Source organism: Pseudomonas sp. JUb42, from assembly GCF_024807945.1.
Classification (GTDB): domain Bacteria; phylum Pseudomonadota; class Gammaproteobacteria; order Pseudomonadales; family Pseudomonadaceae; genus Aquipseudomonas.
On the sequence record NZ_JANUFD010000008.1, the window covers coordinates 25,579 to 45,446 of the forward strand.

A 19,868-nucleotide genomic window follows, 5' to 3' on the forward strand; every position below is an offset into this window, starting at 1 on the left:
TAGATGAGACCATGGCACGACTGAAAGAGATTTACCGGAAGGAAATCGCTCCGAAGCTTAAGGAAGAACTTAAGCTGGCGAACGTGATGGAAGTTCCGCGCGTTACTAAAATCACCCTGAACATGGGTCTGGGCGAAGCGATCGGCGACAAAAAAGTCATCGAGCACGCTGTTGCTGACCTGGAAAAGATCACCGGTCAAAAAGTCGTTGTGACTTACGCTCGGAAATCCATCGCTGGCTTTAAAGTCCGTGAAGGTTGGCCGATCGGCGTCAAAGTGACTCTGCGCCGCGATCGTATGTACGAATTCCTGGATCGTCTGCTGTCGATCTCCCTGCCTCGGGTTCGCGACTTCCGCGGCCTGAATGCCAAGTCCTTCGATGGTCGTGGTAACTACAGCATGGGCGTTAAAGAGCAGATCATCTTCCCGGAAATCGACTACGACAAGATCGATGCTCTCCGCGGTCTGGACATTACCCTGACCACCACTGCCAAGAACGATGATGAAGGCCGCGCTCTGCTGCGTGCTTTCAAATTCCCGTTCCGCAACTGATTGGAGTAGGAAAATGGCCAAGAAGAGCATGAAGAACCGTGAGCTGAAGCGTCAGCTCACCGTTGCCAAGTACGCCACTAAGCGTGCAGCGCTCAAAGCAATCATCGTTGATCTGAACGCAAGTCCAGAAGCACGTTGGGAAGCTACAGTAGCTCTGCAGAAGCAGCCACGTGACGCAAGCGCTTCGCGCATGCGTAACCGCTGCCGCATCACTGGTCGTCCGCACGGCGTTTACCGCAAGTTCGGCCTCGGCCGTAACAAGCTGCGTGAAGCTGCAATGCGTGGTGATGTACCAGGTTTGGTTAAAGCCAGCTGGTAATGCGCGTTTCTCGCTAGATTTCGGCCGGCCGTCTCGACGGTTGGTCGGATTCGAGCCTGAATCTGAATCAAGCCCCTCATGGGGCTTGATTCATTTCTGGGGTAGGTCTAGAATTGCCGGCTCGCCTGAGCCCGTGTTTTTCATTTGCCCGGAATTTCTCGGCGATAAGCTGTAGCCGCAAGGCTAATTATTTTGTATTAGGAGCGTCTAGCCCATGAGTATGCAGGACCCGTTAGCGGACATGCTAACTCGTATCCGTAATGCCCAGATGGCTGAAAAGCCCGTCGTAAGCATGCCATCTTCCACGTTGAAGGTAGCTGTAGCCAAAGTCCTGAAAGACGAAGGTTACATTGCGGGTTATCAGATCAGCAGCGAAGCAAAGCCTTCGTTGTCCATCGAGCTGAAGTACTTCGAAGGCCGTCCGGTCATCGAAGAAGTGAAGCGCGTCAGTCGTCCAGGCTTGCGTCAGTACAAGTCCGTCGATGAGTTGCCAAAAGTTCGTGGCGGCCTCGGTGTGTCTATCGTCTCCACCAACAAAGGTGTGATGACGGATCGTGCTGCGCGCGCTGCCGGTGTCGGCGGCGAAGTGCTTTGCACAGTGTTCTAAGGGGGGATAAGCATGTCACGCGTAGCTAAGAACCCCGTTAAGTTGCCATCCGGCGTCGAAGTCAAACTCGTCGGCCAGCAGCTTTCGGTGAAGGGTACCAAGGGTACTCTGGAACTGAACATCCATTCGTCCGTTGAGATCGTTGAAGAAGCCGGTGAGCTGCGTTTCGCTGCTCGCAATGGCGATCAACAAACTCGCGCAATGGCCGGCACCACTCGTGCACTGGTTAACAACATGGTCCAGGGCGTAAGCCAAGGCTTCGAGCGCAAGCTCCAGCTGGTCGGTGTTGGTTACAAAGCGCAAGCAAAAGGCACAGTGCTGAACCTGGCTCTTGGCTTCTCGCACCCAGTGGATTACGAATTGCCGGAAGGCATCACCGCTGAGACTCCCAACCAGACCGATATCTTCATCCGGGGTATCGACAAGCAGTTGGTTGGTCAAGTGGCCGCTGAGATCCGCGACTTCCGCCGTCCTGAGCCGTACAAAGGCAAAGGTGTGCGTTACGCAGACGAAGTCGTCCGCCGTAAAGAAGCCAAGAAGAAGTAGGGCATAGCAAATGACCGTCAAAAAAGTTACCCGACTGCGTCGCGCTCGCAAAGCACGCCTGAAAATGCACGAACTCGAAGTCGTGCGTCTCTGCGTGTACCGCTCTTCGCAGCACATTTATGCCCAGGTCATTTCGGCCGACGGCAGCAAAGTCCTGGCGAGCGCCTCGACTTTGGACAAAGAACTGCGTGATGGTGCCACTGGCAACATCGACGCGGCCACTAAGGTTGGCCAGCTGGTCGCTACACGTGCGAAAGCCGTGGGCGTCTCGCAAGTGGCTTTCGACCGCTCTGGCTTCAAGTATCACGGTCGCGTCAAGGCGCTGGCTGATGCTGCTCGTGAAGCTGGGCTGGAGTTCTAAGTTATGTCAAATAACGACCAAAAGCGCGACGAAGGCTACATCGAGAAGCTGGTTCAAGTTAACCGCGTAGCCAAAACCGTTAAAGGCGGCCGTATCTTCACTTTCACCGCGTTGACCGTGGTGGGTGATGGTAAGGGTCGTGTAGGTTTCGGCCGCGGCAAGTCCCGCGAAGTGCCAGCTGCTATCCAGAAAGCGATGGAAGCTGCTCGTCGCAACATGATCCAGGTTGATCTGAACGGCACTACCCTGCAGTACGCAATGAAGTCCGCCCATGGCGCTTCGAAGGTGTACATGCAGCCTGCTTCTGAAGGTACCGGTATCATCGCTGGCGGCGCTATGCGTGCTGTCCTCGAAGTTGCTGGCGTTCAGAACGTTCTGGCTAAGTGCTATGGCTCGACTAACCCAGTGAACGTGGTTTACGCCACTTTCAAGGGTTTGAAAGGCATGCAGTCTCCTGAATCCATTGCTGCCAAGCGTGGCAAGCGTGTTGAGGAGATCGTCTGATCATGGCTACCGTTAAAGTAACGCTGATCAAAAGCATGACCGGCCGTATCCCTAACCACAAACTGTGCGTTAAGGGTCTTGGTCTGCGTCGCATCGGTCACACTGTAGAAGTCCTGGATACTCCCGAGAATCGCGGGATGATCAACAAGGCTTACTACATGCTGCGTGTCGAGGGTTAATCGATGAAACTCAATGATCTGAGTCCAGCGCCGGGTTCCCGTCGCGAAAAGCATCGTCCGGGCCGTGGTATCGGTAGCGGTTTGGGTAAGACTGGTGGCCGTGGCCACAAAGGTCAGACCTCCCGCTCCGGTGGCACCATTGCTCCAGGCTTTGAAGGCGGTCAACAGCCGCTGCATCGCCGTCTGCCTAAGTTCGGTTTCGTTTCCCTGAAGGCCATGGATCGCGCAGAAGTGCGTTTGTCCGAGCTGTCTAAAGTGGAAGGCGACATCGTTACTGTGCAGTCCCTGAAAGATGCCAACGTGATCAACCAAAGCGTACAGCGTGTGAAAATCATGCTGTCCGGTGAAGTTACTCGCGCTGTCACTATCAAAGGTATCGGCGCCACCAAAGGTGCGCGTGCGGCTATCGAAGCAGCTGGCGGCAAGTTCGAGGAATAAATGGCTAAGCAAGGTGCTCTCTCAGCGCTCAGCAAAGGCGGGTTGTCCGAGCTCTGGGCTCGACTGCGTTTTCTGTTCCTGGCGATTATCGTCTACCGGATCGGCGCGCATATCCCAGTTCCAGGCATAAACCCGGACCGGCTGGCGGACCTGTTTCGACAGAATGAGGGGACCATTCTTAGCTTGTTCAACATGTTTTCCGGCGGCGCGCTGGAGCGGATGTCGATCTTTGCACTGGGGATCATGCCGTACATTTCGGCATCGATCATCATGCAGTTGATGACCGCTATCAGCCCGCAGCTGGAGCAGTTGAAGAAGGAAGGTGAGGCTGGCCGTCGCAAGATCAGCCAGTACACCCGCTATGGCACCGTTGCCCTGGCACTGGTTCAAGCCACCGGCATGTCCGTTGGCCTGGCCGGTCAGGGTGTCGCGTTTTCTGGTGGTCTCAGTTTCCACTTTGTAGCAGTCACCACCTTCGTGGCGGGCGCACTGTTCATGATGTGGCTGGGCGAGCAGATTACCGAGCGCGGTGTCGGTAACGGTATCTCGATGTTGATTTTTTCGGGTATCGTCGCCGGTCTTCCGAGGGCAATTGGGCAGTCTTTCGAGTCTGCACGTCAGGGCGATATCAACATTTTCGCGTTGGTTGCCATCGGTTTGCTGGCAGTAGCGATCATCGGTTTCGTGGTGTTCATTGAGCGTGGTCAGCGGCGAATAGCCGTTCACTATGCCAAGCGTCAGCAGGGCCGCAAGGTCTTCGCTGCGCAGACCAGCCACTTGCCGCTGAAAGTGAACATGGCTGGGGTAATCCCGGCTATTTTCGCAAGCAGCATCTTGCTGTTCCCGGCTTCGCTGGGTTCCTGGTTTGGTCAGTCTGAAGGTATGGGCTGGTTGCAGGACATCTCGCAGTCGATCGCTCCTGGTCAGCCGTTGAATATTCTGCTGTTTAGTGCAGGGATTATTTTCTTCTGCTTCTTCTATACGGCGTTGATGTTCAATCCGAAAGACGTAGCGGAAAACCTGAAGAAGTCCGGTGCCTTTATTCCGGGTATTCGTCCAGGCGAGCAGTCGGCGCGCTACATTGATGGCGTTCTGACTCGTTTGACCCTGTTCGGTGCTCTTTATATGACGGCCGTGTGCCTGTTGCCTCAGTTCCTTGTGGTTGCAGCAAACGTTCCGTTCTACCTTGGCGGGACCTCGTTGCTGATCGTGGTCGTGGTTGTGATGGACTTCATGTCCCAAGTACAATCGCACCTCGTTTCGCACCAGTACGAATCCCTGATGAAGAAAGCCAACCTGAAGGGCTACGGCAGCGGCATGCTGCGCTGAAGCACCCATAAGGTTCGAGGAGTTGGTGATGAAAGTTCGTGCATCGGTTAAAAAACTGTGCCGCAACTGCAAAATTATTCGCCGCGAAGGTGTTGTTCGAGTAATTTGCAGCGCGGAACCACGTCACAAACAGCGCCAAGGCTGATTGTGAGCTGTGCTTAAGCCCAGCAGCTAGTGCGCTGCTGGGTTGATTATTTGTTACTACAGCGATATTATCTCGCGCCCTATTTCTTGGCTTCCGGGGCGTAGGTAGCTGTCAATTGGAGTCCCACTGAATGGCCCGTATTGCAGGCGTTAACATTCCAGATAACAAGCATACTGTTATCTCGCTGACCTACATTTATGGTGTTGGTCGCACAACTGCACACAAAATCTGTGCAGACACCGGGGTTAACCCGGCGGCAAAGATCAAAGATCTGAGCGACGAGCAGATTGAACAGCTGCGTGGCGAAGTGGCGAAGTTCACCACTGAAGGTGACCTGCGTCGCGAAATCAACATGAAAATCAAGCGCTTGATGGACCTGGGCTGCTACCGCGGTCTGCGTCATCGTCGTGGTCTGCCAGTACGCGGTCAGCGTACCAAGACCAACGCGCGTACTCGCAAAGGTCCGCGTAAGCCGATCCGCAAGTAATCGCACCAGCGCAACGACAGGAATTTAGTCATGGCAAAACCTGCTGCTCGTCCTCGTAAAAAAGTTAAAAAGACGGTGGTTGATGGCATCGCCCACATCCACGCTTCTTTTAACAACACAATCGTCACCATCACCGATCGTCAAGGTAACGCGCTTTCTTGGGCTACCTCCGGCGGCTCGGGTTTCCGTGGTTCGCGCAAATCCACCCCGTTCGCTGCTCAAGTAGCCGCTGAACGTGCTGGCCAAGCTGCGCTGGAGTACGGCCTGAAGAACCTCGACGTTAACGTCAAGGGTCCAGGTCCAGGTCGTGAGTCTGCTGTCCGTGCTTTGAACGGCTGTGGCTATAAGATCGCCAGCATCACCGACGTGACGCCAATCCCGCACAACGGGTGCCGTCCGCCGAAGAAGCGCCGCGTGTAATCCAGGAGACTGTAAGAAATGGCTCGTTACATTGGTCCAAAATGCAAATTGGCTCGTCGCGAAGGCACTGATCTCTTCCTGAAGAGCGGCGTCCGCGCACTTGAATCCAAGTGCAACATCGAAGCAGCTCCAGGTATCCACGGCCAACGCCGCGGTCGCCAGTCCGATTACGGTACTCAGCTGCGTGAAAAACAAAAAGTTCGTCGTATCTACGGCGTCCTTGAACGTCAGTTCAGCGGCTACTACAAAGAAGCTGCCGGCAAGAAAGGCGCAACAGGTGAGAACCTGCTGCAACTTCTGGAATGCCGTCTGGACAACGTCGTCTATCGTATGGGCTTCGGCTCTACTCGTGCAGAATCCCGTCAATTGGTTTCGCACAAGTCGGTCAGCGTTAACGGCAAAACCGTTAACATTCCTTCGTACCAGGTTCGTGCTGGTGACGTGGTAGCTATCCGCGAGAAGGCTAAGAACCAACTGCGCATTGTCCAAGCTCTCGATCTGTGTGCCCAACGTGGCCGCGTAGAATGGGTAGAAGTAGACACTGAAAAGAAATCTGGCGTCTTCAAAAGCGTTCCAGCTCGCAGTGATCTGTCCGCCGACATCAACGAAAGCCTGATTGTCGAGCTCTACTCCAAGTAAGGGCTAGAAAATAGGTGCATCCATGCAGATTTCGGTAAATGAGTTCCTGACACCCCGCCACATTGATGTGCAGGTTGTCAGTCCAACCCGCGCCAAGATCACTCTCGAGCCTCTCGAGCGTGGTTTCGGCCATACCCTGGGCAACGCGCTGCGCCGCATCCTGTTGTCCTCCATGCCCGGCTGTGCAGTAGTCGAGGCCGAGATTGACGGTGTACTCCACGAGTACAGCGCCATCGAAGGTGTACAGGAAGATGTCATTGAAATCCTGTTGAACCTTAAAGGTCTGGCTATCAAGCTGCACGGTCGAGACGAAGTTACGCTGACCTTGTCTAAGAAGGGTTCGGGGGTGGTTACCGCTGCCGATATTCAGCTGGATCATGATGTCGAGATCGTTAACCCCGATCACGTAATCGCTAACCTGGCGTCTAACGGCGCCCTGAACATGAAGCTCACCGTAGCTCGTGGTCGTGGTTATGAACCAGCAGACTCGCGTCAAAGCGATGAAGACGAAAGCCGCAGCATTGGTCGCTTGCAGCTGGATGCTTCGTTCAGCCCGGTTCGCCGTATCGCATACGTGGTGGAAAACGCCCGTGTCGAACAGCGTACCAACCTGGACAAACTGGTTATTGATCTGGAAACCAACGGTACTCTGGATCCTGAAGAGGCTATCCGTCGTGCTGCAACCATCCTGCAACAGCAGTTGGCTGCATTCGTCGACCTCAAAGGTGACAGCGAGCCCGTTGTAATCGAACAGGAAGACGAGATCGATCCGATCCTGCTTCGTCCGGTTGACGATTTGGAACTGACCGTACGTTCGGCCAACTGCCTCAAGGCGGAGAACATTTACTACATCGGCGACCTGATTCAGCGCACCGAAGTAGAACTGTTGAAGACTCCGAACCTGGGCAAGAAATCCTTGACTGAGATCAAGGATGTCCTGGCCTCCCGTGGTCTGTCCCTCGGCATGCGCCTCGACAACTGGCCGCCGGCAAGTCTTAAGAAGGACGACAAGGCTACGGCCTGATCGTCGTAATCACCGAACGTAGTGTTTGGTAAGGAATGAACCATGCGTCATCGTAAAAGTGGTCGTCACCTGAGCCGGACTAGCTCCCACCGTAAGGCCATGTTCCAAAACATGGCGGTGTCGCTGTTCGAGCACGAGCTGATCAAAACTACATTGCCGAAAGCTAAAGAACTGCGTCGCGTTGCTGAGCCGCTGATCACTTTGGCAAAAACAGACAGCCTGGCTAATCGCCGTCTGGCTTTCGACCGTACTCGTTCGAAAGAAATCGTTGGTAAGCTGTTCAACGATCTGGGCAAGCGTTATGCAACCCGTGAGGGTGGCTACCTGCGCATCCTCAAGTGCGGTTTCCGCGCTGGCGACAACGCGCCTATGGCGTACGTCGAGCTGGTTGATCGTCCTGTCGGCGGTGAAGCTGTATCCGCTGAGTAAGACGTCAGTCTGATCAGAAAAAACCGGGCCTAGTGCCCGGTTTTTTTATGTCTGAAATTAAATAAAACTATCAGCTGTTAATAATTAATGAATTTGATGGTGGGTCATGGCTCATTGATACTTCTCCTCAAGCCGTCTTAGCCGGGCCGCACAGGCCAACAGGAGATATCACATGAGTCAGAACAAGATCCTCACCACCGCTGGAGGCGCCCCAGTCGCCGATAACCAGAACTCCCGCTCTGCCGGTCCTCGCGGCCCGTTGCTGCTTGAAGATTTCCACCTGATCGAGAAGCTGGCTCACTTCAACCGCGAAAACATCCCTGAACGCCGTGTGCACGCCAAGGGCTCGGGTGCCTACGGGACCTTCACTGTCAGCCGCGACATCAGCCAGTACTCCAGCGCCAAGCTGTTCGACACTATCGGCAAGCAAACGCCGATCTTCCTGCGCTTCTCCACTGTCGGTGGTGAGCGCGGTTCGGCTGATACCGAGCGCGATCCACGCGGCTTTGCCGTGAAGTTCTACACCGAAGAAGGCAACTGGGACATCGTCGGCAACAACACCCCGGTGTTCTTTATCCGCGATCCGCTGAAATTCCCTGACTTCATTCACACCCAGAAGCGTCAGCCGCAGACCAACCTGAAGAACGCTCAGATGATGTGGGACTTCTGGTCGCATTCGCCTGAGGCACTGCACCAGGTCACCACGCTGTTCTCTGATCGTGGCATCCCTGACGGCTATCGCCACATGCATGGCTTCGGCAGCCACACGTACAGCCTGATCAACGCGGCCGGTGAGCGCTTCTGGGTCAAATGGCACTACAAGACCCTGCAAGGCATCAAGAACCTCAAACCCGCCGATGCCGCACGCATCGCCGGTACTGACCCGGATTACGCCCAGCGCGACCTGTTCGAGGCCATCGAGCGCGGTGACTTCCCGAAATGGCGCGTATGCATCCAGCTGATGACTGAAGCCCAGGCAGCAGCGCACCATGAGAACCCGTTCGACGTGACCAAAACCTGGTCGCAGAAGGAATACCCGCTGATCGAAGTCGGCAAGTTGGAGCTCAACCGCAACCCGCTGAATTACTTCGCTGAAGTCGAGCAGGCGGCGTTTGGCCCGAGCAACATGGTGCCTGGTGTCGGCTTGTCGCCGGATCGCATGCTGCAAGGTCGTGTGTTTGCGTACGCCGATGCCCATCGCTATCGCATAGGCACCAACTACCAGCAACTGCCGGTCAACCTGCCACGTAGCCCGGTCCACAGCTACCAGCGTGACGGTGCCATGCGCTTTGGCGATAACGGCGGCGGCGCTCCAAACTACGAACCGAACAGCTACAGCGATGCGCCGAAACAGGCACCGCAGTACGCCGAGCCGGGCCTGGCCTTGAGTGGTCTGGCTGATCGTTACGATCATCGTGAAGACGGCGATTACTTCAGTCAGGCGGGCAAACTGTTCAACCTGATGAGCGCCGCGCAGAAGGCCGAACTGATCGGCAACATTGCCGGGACCATGGCCAGCGTATCCAGTGATGTGGTGCAGCGTCAGCTACAGTATTTCTTCAGGGCTGATCCTGCTTACGGTCAAGGCATTGCCGATGCTTTGGGTGTAAAACTCGCGTAACTGGAAGTGATAAACAGAACCGCCCTCATTTGGGCGGTTTTTCGCATCCAATGGTCGATTTTCGCCGCTTTTAATCAATATTTTGCCTTTTTTAGAGTGACCTCCAAGAGCGCTTGGTTCAAACTGCAACCTTTCAAGCAGGGAGATGTAGGGCGATGCAAGGTCACCCCGAAGTAATCGATTACCTCAACACGTTGCTGACGGGCGAACTGGCTGCTCGTGACCAATATTTCGTTCACTCGCGCATGTACGAAGATTGGGGTTTCAGCAAGCTCTTCGAGCGCATCAACCACGAGATGGAAGAAGAGGCGCAGCACGCTGACGCCCTGATGCGTCGCATCCTGATGCTCGAAGGTACGCCGCGCATGCGCCCGGACGACCTTGACGTCGGCACCACAGTGCCCGATATGTTCGCTGCCGACCTGCGTCTGGAATACAAGGTTCGTGCTGCGCTGTGTAAAGGCATCGCACTGTGTGAACTGCACAAGGATTACGTCAGCCGCGACATTTTGCGCGTGCAACTGGCCGACACCGAAGAAGATCACACCTACTGGCTGGAAAAGCAGCTGGGCCTGATCAAGTCCATCGGCCTCGAGAATTACCTGCAGTCGCAGTTCTGATTCTTGCGGTTATAAAAAAACGGCGGTTATCGAGAGATAACCGCCGTTTTTGTTTGCAGGGAGTTTCGACTTTTCCTGTGGGAGCGAGGCTTGTCCGCGAAGGCCACCACACGGTATGTCTGAGACACCGCGCCGTGTTTTTCGCGGGCAAGCCCGGCTCCCACAGGGTTGGTCCTGTGAACTACGCCCTGTCCCGTAGCAACAACGGTTTCAGGTAATGACCGGTGTAGGACTGCTCCATCTCCGATACCTGCTCCGGCGTGCCCACCGCGATGATCTGCCCGCCCTTGGAGCCGCCTTCCGGCCCCAGGTCGACCAGCCAGTCCGCAGTCTTGATCACGTCCAGGTTGTGCTCGATCACTACTACTGTGTTGCCGTGGTCGCGCAGGCGATGGAGGACGTCCAGCAGTTGCTGGATATCCGCAAAGTGCAGGCCGGTAGTCGGCTCGTCGAGGATATACAGGGTCTTGCCGGTATCGCGCTTGGACAGCTCGCGGGACAGCTTGACGCGCTGCGCCTCGCCACCGGACAGAGTCGTCGCCGACTGCCCCAGCTTGATGTAGGACAGGCCCACATCCATCAGGGTTTGCAGCTTGCGCGCCAGGGCCGGGACGGCGTCGAAGAACACCCGCGCTTCTTCGATGGTCATTTCCAGCACTTCATGGATGCTCTTGCCCTTGTATTTGATCTCAAGGGTTTCGCGGTTGTAGCGCTTGCTCTTGCACACGTCGCACGGCACGTAGATATCCGGCAGGAAGTGCATCTCCACCTTGATCAGACCATCGCCCTGACAGGCCTCGCAGCGCCCACCCTTGACGTTGAAGGAGAAGCGCCCCGGCCCGTAGCCCCGTGAGCGGGACTCCGGCACGCCGGCGAACAGCTCGCGAATCGGTGTGAACAGCCCGGTGTAGGTCGCCGGGTTGGAGCGCGGCGTACGGCCGATCGGGCTCTGGTCGATATCGACAACCTTGTCCAGATGTTCCAGGCCCTTGATGCTGTCGTGGGTCGCCGCTTCCAGGGTCGTGGCGCCGTTCAGCGCGGTAGCACTGAGGGGGAACAGGGTGTTGTTGATCAGCGTCGACTTGCCCGAACCGGAAACCCCGGTCACGCAGGTCAGCAGGCCAATCGGAATTTCCAGGTCGACATTGCGCAGGTTGTTGCCGCGTGCCCCCTTGAGCGACAGCGACATCTTCTTATTGCGCGGCGTGCGCTTGGCCGGGACCTCGATCTTGACCCGCCCGGACAGGTACTTGCCGGTCAGGGAGTCAGGGTGAGCCATGACCTCGGCAGGTGTACCTTCAGCAACGATGGAGCCGCCGTGTACACCGGCCCCCGGGCCAATATCCACCACGTAGTCAGCCAGACGGATCGCATCCTCGTCGTGCTCCACCACAATCACCGTGTTGCCGATATCGCGCAGGTGTTTGAGGGTGCCGAGCAAGCGATCGTTATCGCGCTGGTGCAGGCCGATGGACGGTTCATCGAGGATATACATGACCCCCACCAGACCCGCACCGATCTGGCTGGCCAGACGAATACGCTGGGCCTCACCGCCGGACAACGTGTCGGCGCTGCGGTCCAGGGTCAGGTAGTCGAGACCGACGTTGACCAGGAACTGCAGACGCTCGCGGATTTCCTTGAGGATCTTGTCGGCGATTTCGCCACGACGGCCGGTCAGTTTCAGCACGCCGAAGTATTCGGTCGCATCGCCAATCGGCATATTGGTCACGGCGGGCAGGGTCTTTTCCCCGACCCAGACGTGCCGCGCCTCCCGACGCAGGCGGGTGCCACGGCAGTCCGGGCACGGCTGGGTGCTGAGGAACTTGGCCAGCTCCTCGCGCACGGTGGCCGACTCGGTCTCCCGGTAGCGCCGCTCCAGATTCGGCACGATCCCTTCGAACGGGTGTGCACGCTTGACGATATCGCCGCGGTCGTTGAGGTAACGGAAATCGACGTTCTGCGTGCCGCTGCCATTGAGCAGGATCTTCTGCGTGTCGGCAGGCAGCTCCTTGAACGGCACTTCGAGGCTGAAATCATAATGCTTGGCCAGGGAGCCGAGCATCTGGAAGTAGTAGACGTTACGCCGGTCCCAGCCGCGAATCGCGCCCTCGGCCAGGGTCAGCTCGGCATTGACCAGACGCTTGATATCGAAGAACTGCTTCACGCCCAGGCCATCGCAGGTCGGGCAAGCGCCGGCCGGGTTGTTGAAGGAGAACAGCTTGGGTTCCAGCTCGCTGATGGCATGGCCGCAGATCGGGCAGGCGAAACGCGCAGAGAAGATGATCTCTTCGCCGGGTTCGTCGTCCATCGGCGCGACCAGGGCAATGCCGTCGGCGAGCTTCAGCGCGGTCTCGAAAGACTCGGCCAGACGCTGCTGCAAGTCATTACGCACCTTGAAGCGGTCCACCACCACATCGATGGAGTGCTTCTTCTGCTTGTCCAGCTTCGGCAGTTCGTCGAGCTCGCACAACCGGCCGTTGACTCGCGCACGCACGAAACCCTGAGCCCGCAGCTCTTCGAACACCGACAGATGCTCGCCCTTGCGCTCGCGGATCACCGGGGCCAGCAGCATCAGCTTGCTGCCCTCCGGCTGTGCCAGCACCAGGTCGACCATCTGACTGACAGTCTGGGCTTCCAGGGGGATGTCGTGATCCGGGCAGCGCGGCTGGCCGACGCGGGCATACAACAGGCGCAGGTAGTCGTAGATCTCGGTGATCGTACCGACAGTGGAACGCGGGTTGTGGGAAGTGGACTTTTGTTCGATGGAAATCGCCGGCGACAGGCCTTCGATGGTGTCGACGTCCGGCTTCTCCATCATCGACAGGAACTGGCGGGCGTAGGCGGAAAGCGACTCGACGTAACGCCGCTGACCTTCGGCATACAAGGTGTCAAAGGCCAGGGAAGACTTGCCGGAACCGGACAGGCCGGTGATCACGATCAGCTTGTCCCGTGGCAGGGTCAGGTCAATGTTCTTCAGGTTGTGGGTGCGGGCCCCACGAATCAGGATCTTGTCCAAGGCTGGCCTCGCTCGGCGGGCGACGAAAACGTGGGAGTATACGGTCAAATACTGGATGGATGCACACTATTGCCACCCAAGATGAAAACTGTGTCATAAACCGGACAATGGGACGCGGCAAAGCGTCGCGTATGTGCCGTGCAACGATGGGACTGGTAGAATCGCCGCCGGTTCACACGAGGTTTATCCATGCACGATCCCCACAGCGAACGCATGAGTGGTGGCGAGACCCGCGCAGCGGGCGGCCTGGCCCTGGTTTTCGCGTTCCGTATGCTCGGCATGTTCATGGTGCTGCCAGTGTTGGCAACCTATGGCATGGATCTGGCGGGCGCGAGCCCCGCACTTATCGGCCTGGCCATTGGTGCCTACGGGCTGACCCAGGCGGTGCTGCAAATTCCATTCGGGATCATTTCCGATCGCATCGGCCGGCGTCCGGTAATTTACCTGGGGCTGATCGTCTTCGCCCTGGGCAGCTTGCTCGCCGCACGTTCCGACAGCATCTGGGGTGTAATCGCCGGTCGCGTCCTGCAAGGCGCCGGTGCGATTTCCGCAGCCGTAATGGCATTGCTCTCCGACCTGACCCGGGAGCAGCACCGCACCAAGGCCATGGCCATGATCGGCATGACCATCGGCGTGTCGTTCGCCATCGCCATGGTGGTCGGCCCCCTGCTGACCCGTGCCTTTGGTCTCTCCGGCCTGTTTATGGCGACGGGCGGCATGGCTCTGTTCGGCATCCTTATCGTCGCCTTCGTCGTGCCCAAGGCCAACGGCCCGCTGCAACACCGCGAATCCGGCGTCGCCCGCCAGGCGCTGGGGCCGACCTTGCGCCATCCGGACCTGCTGCGGCTGGATTTGGGTATCTTCGTATTACACGCCATGCTCATGTCCAGCTTCGTCGCGCTGCCCCTGGCCCTGGTAGAAAAAGCCGGTCTGCCCAAGGAACAGCACTGGTGGGTGTACCTGACGGCGCTGCTGATTTCCTTCTTCGCCATGATCCCTTTCATCATTTATGGTGAGAAAAAGCGGCAGATGAAGCGCGTACTGCTCGGCGCGGTTGCGGTACTGATGCTCACCGAGCTGTATTTCTGGGCCTTTGGCGACAGCCTGCGGGCGTTGGTGATCGGTACGGTGGTGTTCTTCATCGCGTTCAACCTGCTTGAAGCCTCGCTGCCGTCACTCATCAGCAAAGTGTCACCGGCTGGCGGAAAAGGCACTGCCATGGGGGTTTACTCCACCAGCCAGTTCCTCGGCTCGGCGGCAGGCGGTATCCTCGGCGGCTGGCTTTTGCAGCATGGTGGTGTGGGTGTCGTGTTCCTCGGCGGCGCAGTGCTCAGCGCCATTTGGCTCGTTTTTGCTGTTACCATGCGCGAACCTCCGTACGTCACGAGCCTGCGCATGCCGTTGTCGCCCGAGGCGCAACGTGACGCAGGTCTCGTTGAGCGCCTGCTGGCAGTGGCAGGTGTGACAGATGCGGTAGTGGTGGCCGAGGAGGCCGCCATCTATATCAAATTGGACAAAGAACTATTGGATCGCCCGTCCCTCGAACGACTGATCAATCCGTCGTCGCAGACGTGCGAAGCCTAGGAGAACGTTATGGCCCGTGGGGTTAACAAAGTCATATTGGTCGGCACATGCGGCCAGGATCCCGAAGTTCGCTACTTGCCTAACGGTAACGCCGTGACCAACCTGAGTCTGGCGACCAGCGAACAGTGGACTGACAAGCAAACCGGACAGAAGGTCGAGAAGACCGAATGGCACCGTGTCTCGATGTTCGGCAAGGTTGCCGAAATCGCTGGCGAATACCTGCGCAAGGGTTCCCAGGTCTACATCGAAGGCAAGCTGCAGACCCGTGAGTGGGAAAAAGACGGCATCAAGCGCTACACCACTGAAATCGTCGTCGACATGCAAGGCACCATGCAACTGCTGGGCGGCCGTCCACAGGGCGAAGGCGCTCCACAGGGCCAGGGCGGCGGCAACTACGGCAACTCCGCTCCGCGTCCACAGCAGCAGTCGCGCCCGCAACAGTCGGCGCCACAGCAGCAGCCACAGCGCGAATCGCGCCCGGCGCCGCAACAGGCTCCACAGCCTGCGCAGGATTTCGACAGCTTTGATGACGATATTCCGTTCTGATGACTGCCTGAGACTACTCAGCAGGATCCAGATCCGAGCCCCCGCAACGCGGGGGCTTTTTCGTTTCAAATTCAGACAAATCATTCTCGCGACGATGTCCCTGGCACCGCGCTGCCCTGTAGGAGCTGCCGAAGGCTGCGAAGGGTTCTATCAGATACACCGCTTTCACAGCCTTCGGCAGCTCCTACAAAATTGCATTTCAATTGCGGTGTTTACGTCGTGCTTGATTGATGCTGCCACCACACCGCGGCACCCTCGCACTCACCCCGGTCGCACCATTATCCCCGGCCGTACCTGCTCGTCATACTCCTGCTCAGTAATCACCCCCAACGCCAGAGCCGCTGCCTTGGGCGATACTCCCTCCGCTGCCGCCTTGCGCGTGATCTGTGCCACCACGTCGTAGCCCAGCAGCGGATTGAGGGCGGTGGCAATCAACAGCGAGTGATCGATGTTGCTCTGCAGCTTCTCGCGGTCGAGGTCGAGGTCCTTGAGCAGTTTTTCGGTAAAGATCGTCACGCTGTGGCTCAGCACGTCGATGGATTGCAGGAGATTGCTGATCAGCACCGGTTTGGCCACGTTCAGTTCGAACAGGCTCGATGCCCCGGCCATGGTGATGGTGCTGTGATTGCCGATCACTTGCATGGCGGCCTGGGCCAGGACTTCGGCGATGGTGGGGTTGCGTTTGCCGGGCATGATCGATGACGTCAGGCCATCGTCCGGAATCAGCAGTTCGCCAAAGCCACAGCGTGGGCCGGAGCCGAGCAGGCGCACGTCGTTGGCCAGTTTGGTCAGGGACACGGCAATGACGTTGAGCACGCCGGACACCTCGACCAACGCATCATGAGTGCCCATGCCTTCGAACTTGCAGGGATTGGGCGCGAAGGGTTGGCCGGTGAGAACGCTGATGTGTTCGCAGAATTTACTGTCGAAGCCCACCGGCGTATTCAGCCCGGTGCCGACTGCCGTGCCGCCCTGGGGCAGTAACAGCAGGCGCGGCATACAGGCCTTGATCCGGTCGATGCCATGGGCGGCCTGATGGGCGAAGGCGCCGAAGGCCTGGCCCTGGGTCATGGGCACGGCGTCCATCAGATGGGTGCGGCCGATTTTCAGTACGTCGGCCCATTCGTCCGCCTTGTTTTGCAGCTCGTCGCGTAGTTGTTCCATGGCCGGCAACAGGCGGCCGGTCAGTTCGCCCACCGTCGTCAGGTGCATGATGGTGGGGAAGCTGTCGTTGGAGGACTGGGAGCGATTGACGTGATCATTCGGATGCACGGGCGAACGAGTGCCGAGCTCGCATCCGAGGATCTGGTTGGCGCGGTTGGCGATGACTTCGTTGGCATTCATGTTGGTCTGGGTGCCGGAACCCGTCTGCCAGACCGACAGCGGAAAGTGCGCGTCAAAGCGCCCCTCGGCCAGCTCGGTGGCTGCCTGCACGATTGGCCCGAGCAACTGTTCGGGCAATACGCCCAACTGGAAGTTGGCCAGGGCGGCAGCGAGTTTGTGCTGGCCCCAGGCCCGGACCAGGCATTGTGGAAACATCTCGCGACCGGCACCGAAGACCGCCAGCGCCCGCTGGGTCTGTGCGCCCCAGTAGCGGTCGGCCGGGATGGCTACCGGCCCGAACGAATCCATCTCTATTCGATTATTCGACATTGAAAACCTCTGCAATCAGATACCCACAGCTCAGCTTAAAGCGCTGCGCCCGGCGCCCGGCCAAACTGCTCCTGATACTCTTTCTGCGCGGTTTCCTCGGAGAATTCGCCCGCCCATTTCGACACCACTACGGTCGCCACGCTATTGCCGATGGTGTTGCAGGTGGCGATGGCCATGGACATGAAGCGATAGACGCCGAACAGCAACGCCAGGCCTTCGGCAGGCAACACGCCGATGGCGGTCACGGTGGCGGCGAACACTACAAAGCTGCCACCGGATACCGCCGCTGCGCCCTTGGAGGTGACCAGCATGATGGCGACGATGCCCAGTTGATGCTCCCAGCTCAGATGCACGCCGTAGGCGTTGGCGATGAACAGCACGCACATGGACATATAGATCGAGGTGCCATCCAGGTTGAAGGCGTAACCGGTGGGCAGCACCAGGCCGACGCTCTGTTTGGAGCAACCGAACTTCTCCAGTTTTTGCAGCAGGCGTGGCAGGGCGCTTTCCGAAGAGGCGGTGCCAAGCACGATGAAAATCTCGTCCTTGATGTACTTCAAGAAGCGCCACAGGCTGAAGCCTGAGATCCGGCAAACGGCGCCGAGCACGACGAAGATGAAGAACAGGATGCCGACGTAGAACATCAACACCAGGTTGGCCAGGGACATCAGCACCGCAGTGCCATTGCTGCCCACGGCGTAGGCCACCGAACCAAAGGCACCGAGGGGCGCGAACTTCATGATCAGGTTGATGAACTCGAAGAAGCACTCGGAGATCCGGCTCAGGCCGTCTTCGATCACCGCTCGGCGCTCAGGCTTGAGGGCCAGCAGGGCGAAGCCGAACAACACCGAGACCACCAGCACTTGCAGCAACTGACCGCCGGCGAAGGCGCCGACGAAGTTGTCGGGGAAAATGCCGTAGATAAAGTCCAGGGTCGAAGTCGGGCCGTGGCCTTTGGCGACCGCCGCCGCCGAGGCTGCCGCCGTAGCGCTGCTGGGGTGGGCGTCATGCATGCCGGAGCCGATCTGCAACAGATTGCCCCACACCAGGCCGATGGCCAGGGCCACGGTAGACACCACTTCGAAGTAAATCAGCGCCCGCAGACCTACCTTGCCGACGCGCTTTATATCGCCCGCCGAGGCAATGCCATGCACCACGGTGAAGAACACCAGAGGCGCAACGGCAGTCTTGATCAGCTTGAGGAAGATATCGCCGAGGATACGGAATTGTGCCGCCAGTTCCGGCACTAAAAAGCCGAAGGCGATGCCGAGGAACATGGCCGCGATCACCTGAAAAGTGAGGTCGCGGTAAAACGGCTTTTTCTCGATGGAAGCCATGTGTGTACTCTCATTTGTTCTTATGGGGAGTTACAGCAACTGCTTGGCGGGCCCCGGCTTGCCGCGGCCCTGGGTGTTTCAACGCTTTACCGAACCCTCGTTGGCCAGGGCGTAATCGACCATCTGCGGGGCCAGGCCCAGATAATTGGCCGGGTCGGTGAGGCGCTTGAGTTCTTCGATATCCAGTTGCGCGGTGGCTTCGCCCTGGGCCAGCAGGGCGTCGAGCAGGCTGATGCGCTGGTCGTTGGCCATGCGGCACGCGGCATACACCACGTCATGGGCGACCTGACGGCCAAGTGCCGGGGCCAGACCCATCATCACGGCCTCGGCGACGATCAGGCCCTGAGTCATGTCGAGGTTTTCGCGCATGCGCTCGGTGCGTACTTCCAGCCCCGCCAGCATGAATTTGGCCTGGCCGAGGGATGCGGCGCTGAGGGCAAAGGCTTCAGGAATGGCGATCCACTCTGCCTGCCACGGGCCGGTGGAGCGCTCGAAGTCCTGGATCATGGCATCGAGCATCAGCCCGGCCTGCTGGCGCACGCCCTTGGCGGCGGCATACATCAGTTCGCAGGAAATCGGGTTGCGCTTCTGCGGCATGGTGCTGCTGGCGCCACGGCCTTTGACGAAGGGCTCGTACACTTCGCCCAGTTCGCTGGTCATCATCATCATCACGTCCAGCGCGACCTTGCCGAGGGAGCCGGTCACCAGACCGAGGAAGTTCAGGGTCTCGGCCAGGCCATCACGGGCCACATGCCAGGTGGCCTGAGGCACGCCCAGACCCAGTTCGGCCATCAGCGCTTGCTGTACTTCCAAGCCCTTGTCGCCCAGGGAGGCCAGGGTCCCGGCGGCGCCGGCGAACTGGCCGATCTCCACCCGTGGGCGCAACTCGACCAGGCGCTCGGCGTGACGGTCGAACATGCTCAGCCAGACCACGCACTTGTAGCCGAAGGTGATCGGCAGGGCATGTTGCAGATGGGTACGACCGGCCATGGGCGTATCGCGATAACGCTTGGCCAGTTCGGCCAGCAAGCCGCGCACCGCCTGAATATCGCGCTCGACGATGGCCAATGCCGCACGCACCTGCAGGACGACAGCCGTGTCCATGATGTCCTGGGTGGTAGCGCCCCAATGCACGTAGCGGCCCGCTTCGCCGCAGATTTTCGACAGTTGTTCCACCAGAGGCAGGATCGGGTAGCCGACGATTTCGGTCTCGTGCTGCATCAGCTTGAGGTCTAGCGCGTCGAATCGCGCCAGTTCGGCGATTTTCTCAGCCGCCCCGGCAGGAATCACGCCGCAGCGGGCTTCAGCCTTGGCGAGGGCAATTTCGACTTCGATATAACGGCCAATAAGCGCCTCGTCGGAAAACACGGCACGCATTTCGGCAGTGCCGAACATATCGCGGAACAGGACGGAGTCGAAAACGGTACTGGACATGGTAACCTCTATTTGTTGTTTTTAACCGTACATATTAATATATGTTCGGACATATGATTGCCACCGTTCTGGTAAGCTG

General features: G+C 58.3%; 23 protein-coding genes. 19 read left to right on the plus strand and 4 right to left on the minus strand.

Annotated elements, in window-relative coordinates:
* Positions 1 to 11: 11 nt before the first annotated feature.
* From rplE to bfr, 17 genes are all read left to right on the plus strand, one after another.
* Positions 12 to 551 carry a 50S ribosomal protein L5 gene (gene rplE / locus M2401_RS16815; RefSeq protein ID WP_004883677.1) on the plus strand — a complete coding sequence of 180 codons (540 nt, stop codon included), beginning with the start codon at positions 12 to 14 and terminating at the stop codon, positions 549 to 551.
* A gap of 13 nt (positions 552 to 564) precedes the next feature.
* A complete protein-coding gene (rpsN, locus tag M2401_RS16820) occupies positions 565 to 870 on the plus strand; it encodes a 30S ribosomal protein S14 (RefSeq protein ID WP_027898304.1) in 306 nt (101 codons plus the stop codon).
* Between the two features lie 214 nt (positions 871 to 1,084).
* A complete protein-coding gene (gene rpsH / locus M2401_RS16825) occupies positions 1,085 to 1,477 on the plus strand; it encodes a 30S ribosomal protein S8 (RefSeq protein ID WP_259104517.1) in 393 nt (130 codons plus the stop codon).
* A 12-nt stretch (positions 1,478 to 1,489) separates the two neighbouring features.
* Positions 1,490 to 2,023, plus strand: a complete 534-nt coding sequence (gene rplF, locus M2401_RS16830; RefSeq protein WP_259104518.1) for a 50S ribosomal protein L6 — start codon at positions 1,490 to 1,492, stop codon at positions 2,021 to 2,023.
* A gap of 10 nt (positions 2,024 to 2,033) precedes the next feature.
* Entirely contained in the window at positions 2,034 to 2,384 is a 351-nt protein-coding gene (gene rplR / locus M2401_RS16835) for a 50S ribosomal protein L18 (RefSeq protein WP_259104520.1), read from the plus strand.
* Positions 2,385 to 2,387: 3 nt separating this feature from the next.
* The gene (gene rpsE / locus M2401_RS16840) at positions 2,388 to 2,888 is read left to right on the plus strand and encodes a 30S ribosomal protein S5 (RefSeq protein WP_259104522.1); all 501 of its coding nucleotides are present in this window, start codon (positions 2,388 to 2,390) and stop codon (positions 2,886 to 2,888) included.
* Positions 2,889 to 2,890: 2 nt separating this feature from the next.
* Positions 2,891 to 3,067, plus strand: coding sequence for a 50S ribosomal protein L30 (rpmD, locus tag M2401_RS16845; RefSeq protein ID WP_003186033.1), 177 nt, complete (start codon positions 2,891 to 2,893; stop codon positions 3,065 to 3,067).
* 3 nt (positions 3,068 to 3,070) lie between these two features.
* A complete protein-coding gene (rplO, locus tag M2401_RS16850; protein WP_259104527.1) occupies positions 3,071 to 3,505 on the plus strand; it encodes a 50S ribosomal protein L15 in 435 nt (144 codons plus the stop codon).
* Positions 3,506 to 4,834 (plus strand): preprotein translocase subunit SecY, encoded by a 1,329-nt coding sequence (gene secY, locus M2401_RS16855; protein WP_259104528.1) that lies wholly within the window; start codon positions 3,506 to 3,508, stop codon positions 4,832 to 4,834.
* 28 nt (positions 4,835 to 4,862) lie between these two features.
* Positions 4,863 to 4,979 carry a 50S ribosomal protein L36 gene (gene rpmJ / locus M2401_RS16860; RefSeq protein ID WP_002555468.1) on the plus strand — a complete coding sequence of 39 codons (117 nt, stop codon included), beginning with the start codon at positions 4,863 to 4,865 and terminating at the stop codon, positions 4,977 to 4,979.
* 130 nt (positions 4,980 to 5,109) lie between these two features.
* A complete protein-coding gene (gene rpsM / locus M2401_RS16865; protein WP_259104533.1) occupies positions 5,110 to 5,466 on the plus strand; it encodes a 30S ribosomal protein S13 in 357 nt (118 codons plus the stop codon).
* A 30-nt stretch (positions 5,467 to 5,496) separates the two neighbouring features.
* The gene (gene rpsK / locus M2401_RS16870) at positions 5,497 to 5,886 is read left to right on the plus strand and encodes a 30S ribosomal protein S11 (protein WP_002555466.1); all 390 of its coding nucleotides are present in this window, start codon (positions 5,497 to 5,499) and stop codon (positions 5,884 to 5,886) included.
* Positions 5,887 to 5,904: 18 nt separating this feature from the next.
* The gene (gene rpsD / locus M2401_RS16875) at positions 5,905 to 6,525 is read left to right on the plus strand and encodes a 30S ribosomal protein S4 (protein WP_259104538.1); all 621 of its coding nucleotides are present in this window, start codon (positions 5,905 to 5,907) and stop codon (positions 6,523 to 6,525) included.
* Positions 6,526 to 6,547: 22 nt separating this feature from the next.
* Positions 6,548 to 7,549: a DNA-directed RNA polymerase subunit alpha gene (locus tag M2401_RS16880; RefSeq protein WP_259104539.1), complete on the plus strand. Its 1,002-nt coding sequence runs from the start codon at positions 6,548 to 6,550 to the stop codon at positions 7,547 to 7,549.
* A 42-nt stretch (positions 7,550 to 7,591) separates the two neighbouring features.
* A complete protein-coding gene (gene rplQ, locus M2401_RS16885) occupies positions 7,592 to 7,978 on the plus strand; it encodes a 50S ribosomal protein L17 (protein ID WP_259104541.1) in 387 nt (128 codons plus the stop codon).
* A 172-nt stretch (positions 7,979 to 8,150) separates the two neighbouring features.
* The gene (locus M2401_RS16890) at positions 8,151 to 9,599 is read left to right on the plus strand and encodes a catalase (RefSeq protein ID WP_259104543.1); all 1,449 of its coding nucleotides are present in this window, start codon (positions 8,151 to 8,153) and stop codon (positions 9,597 to 9,599) included.
* Positions 9,600 to 9,754: 155 nt separating this feature from the next.
* A complete protein-coding gene (gene bfr / locus M2401_RS16895; RefSeq protein WP_259104545.1) occupies positions 9,755 to 10,219 on the plus strand; it encodes a bacterioferritin in 465 nt (154 codons plus the stop codon).
* A 181-nt stretch (positions 10,220 to 10,400) separates the two neighbouring features.
* Here the strand turns inward: bfr and uvrA are convergent, their stop codons facing one another.
* Positions 10,401 to 13,235: an excinuclease ABC subunit UvrA gene (gene uvrA, locus M2401_RS16900; protein WP_259104546.1), complete on the minus strand. Its 2,835-nt coding sequence runs from the start codon at positions 13,233 to 13,235 to the stop codon at positions 10,401 to 10,403.
* 189 nt (positions 13,236 to 13,424) lie between these two features.
* Between uvrA and M2401_RS16905 the strand changes: the two genes are divergently transcribed.
* Positions 13,425 to 14,819 (plus strand): MFS transporter, encoded by a 1,395-nt coding sequence (locus M2401_RS16905; RefSeq protein ID WP_259104548.1) that lies wholly within the window; start codon positions 13,425 to 13,427, stop codon positions 14,817 to 14,819.
* 9 nt (positions 14,820 to 14,828) lie between these two features.
* Complete coding sequence (locus tag M2401_RS16910; protein WP_259104550.1) at positions 14,829 to 15,365, plus strand: single-stranded DNA-binding protein; 537 nt, start codon at positions 14,829 to 14,831, stop codon at positions 15,363 to 15,365.
* A 261-nt stretch (positions 15,366 to 15,626) separates the two neighbouring features.
* Here M2401_RS16910 and M2401_RS16915 read toward each other — a convergent pair whose 3' ends face one another.
* The 3 genes from M2401_RS16915 to M2401_RS16925 form a co-directional block, all read right to left on the minus strand.
* Complete coding sequence (locus tag M2401_RS16915) at positions 15,627 to 17,018, minus strand: lyase family protein (RefSeq protein WP_259104551.1); 1,392 nt, start codon at positions 17,016 to 17,018, stop codon at positions 15,627 to 15,629.
* Positions 17,019 to 17,053: 35 nt separating this feature from the next.
* On the minus strand, positions 17,054 to 18,355 hold the full coding sequence (gene dctA / locus M2401_RS16920; protein WP_259104553.1) for a C4-dicarboxylate transporter DctA: 1,302 nt from the start codon (positions 18,353 to 18,355) through the stop codon (positions 17,054 to 17,056).
* Positions 18,356 to 18,433: 78 nt separating this feature from the next.
* A complete protein-coding gene (locus M2401_RS16925; RefSeq protein ID WP_259104554.1) occupies positions 18,434 to 19,789 on the minus strand; it encodes an adenylosuccinate lyase family protein in 1,356 nt (451 codons plus the stop codon).
* Between the last annotated feature and the right edge of the window lie 79 nt (positions 19,790 to 19,868).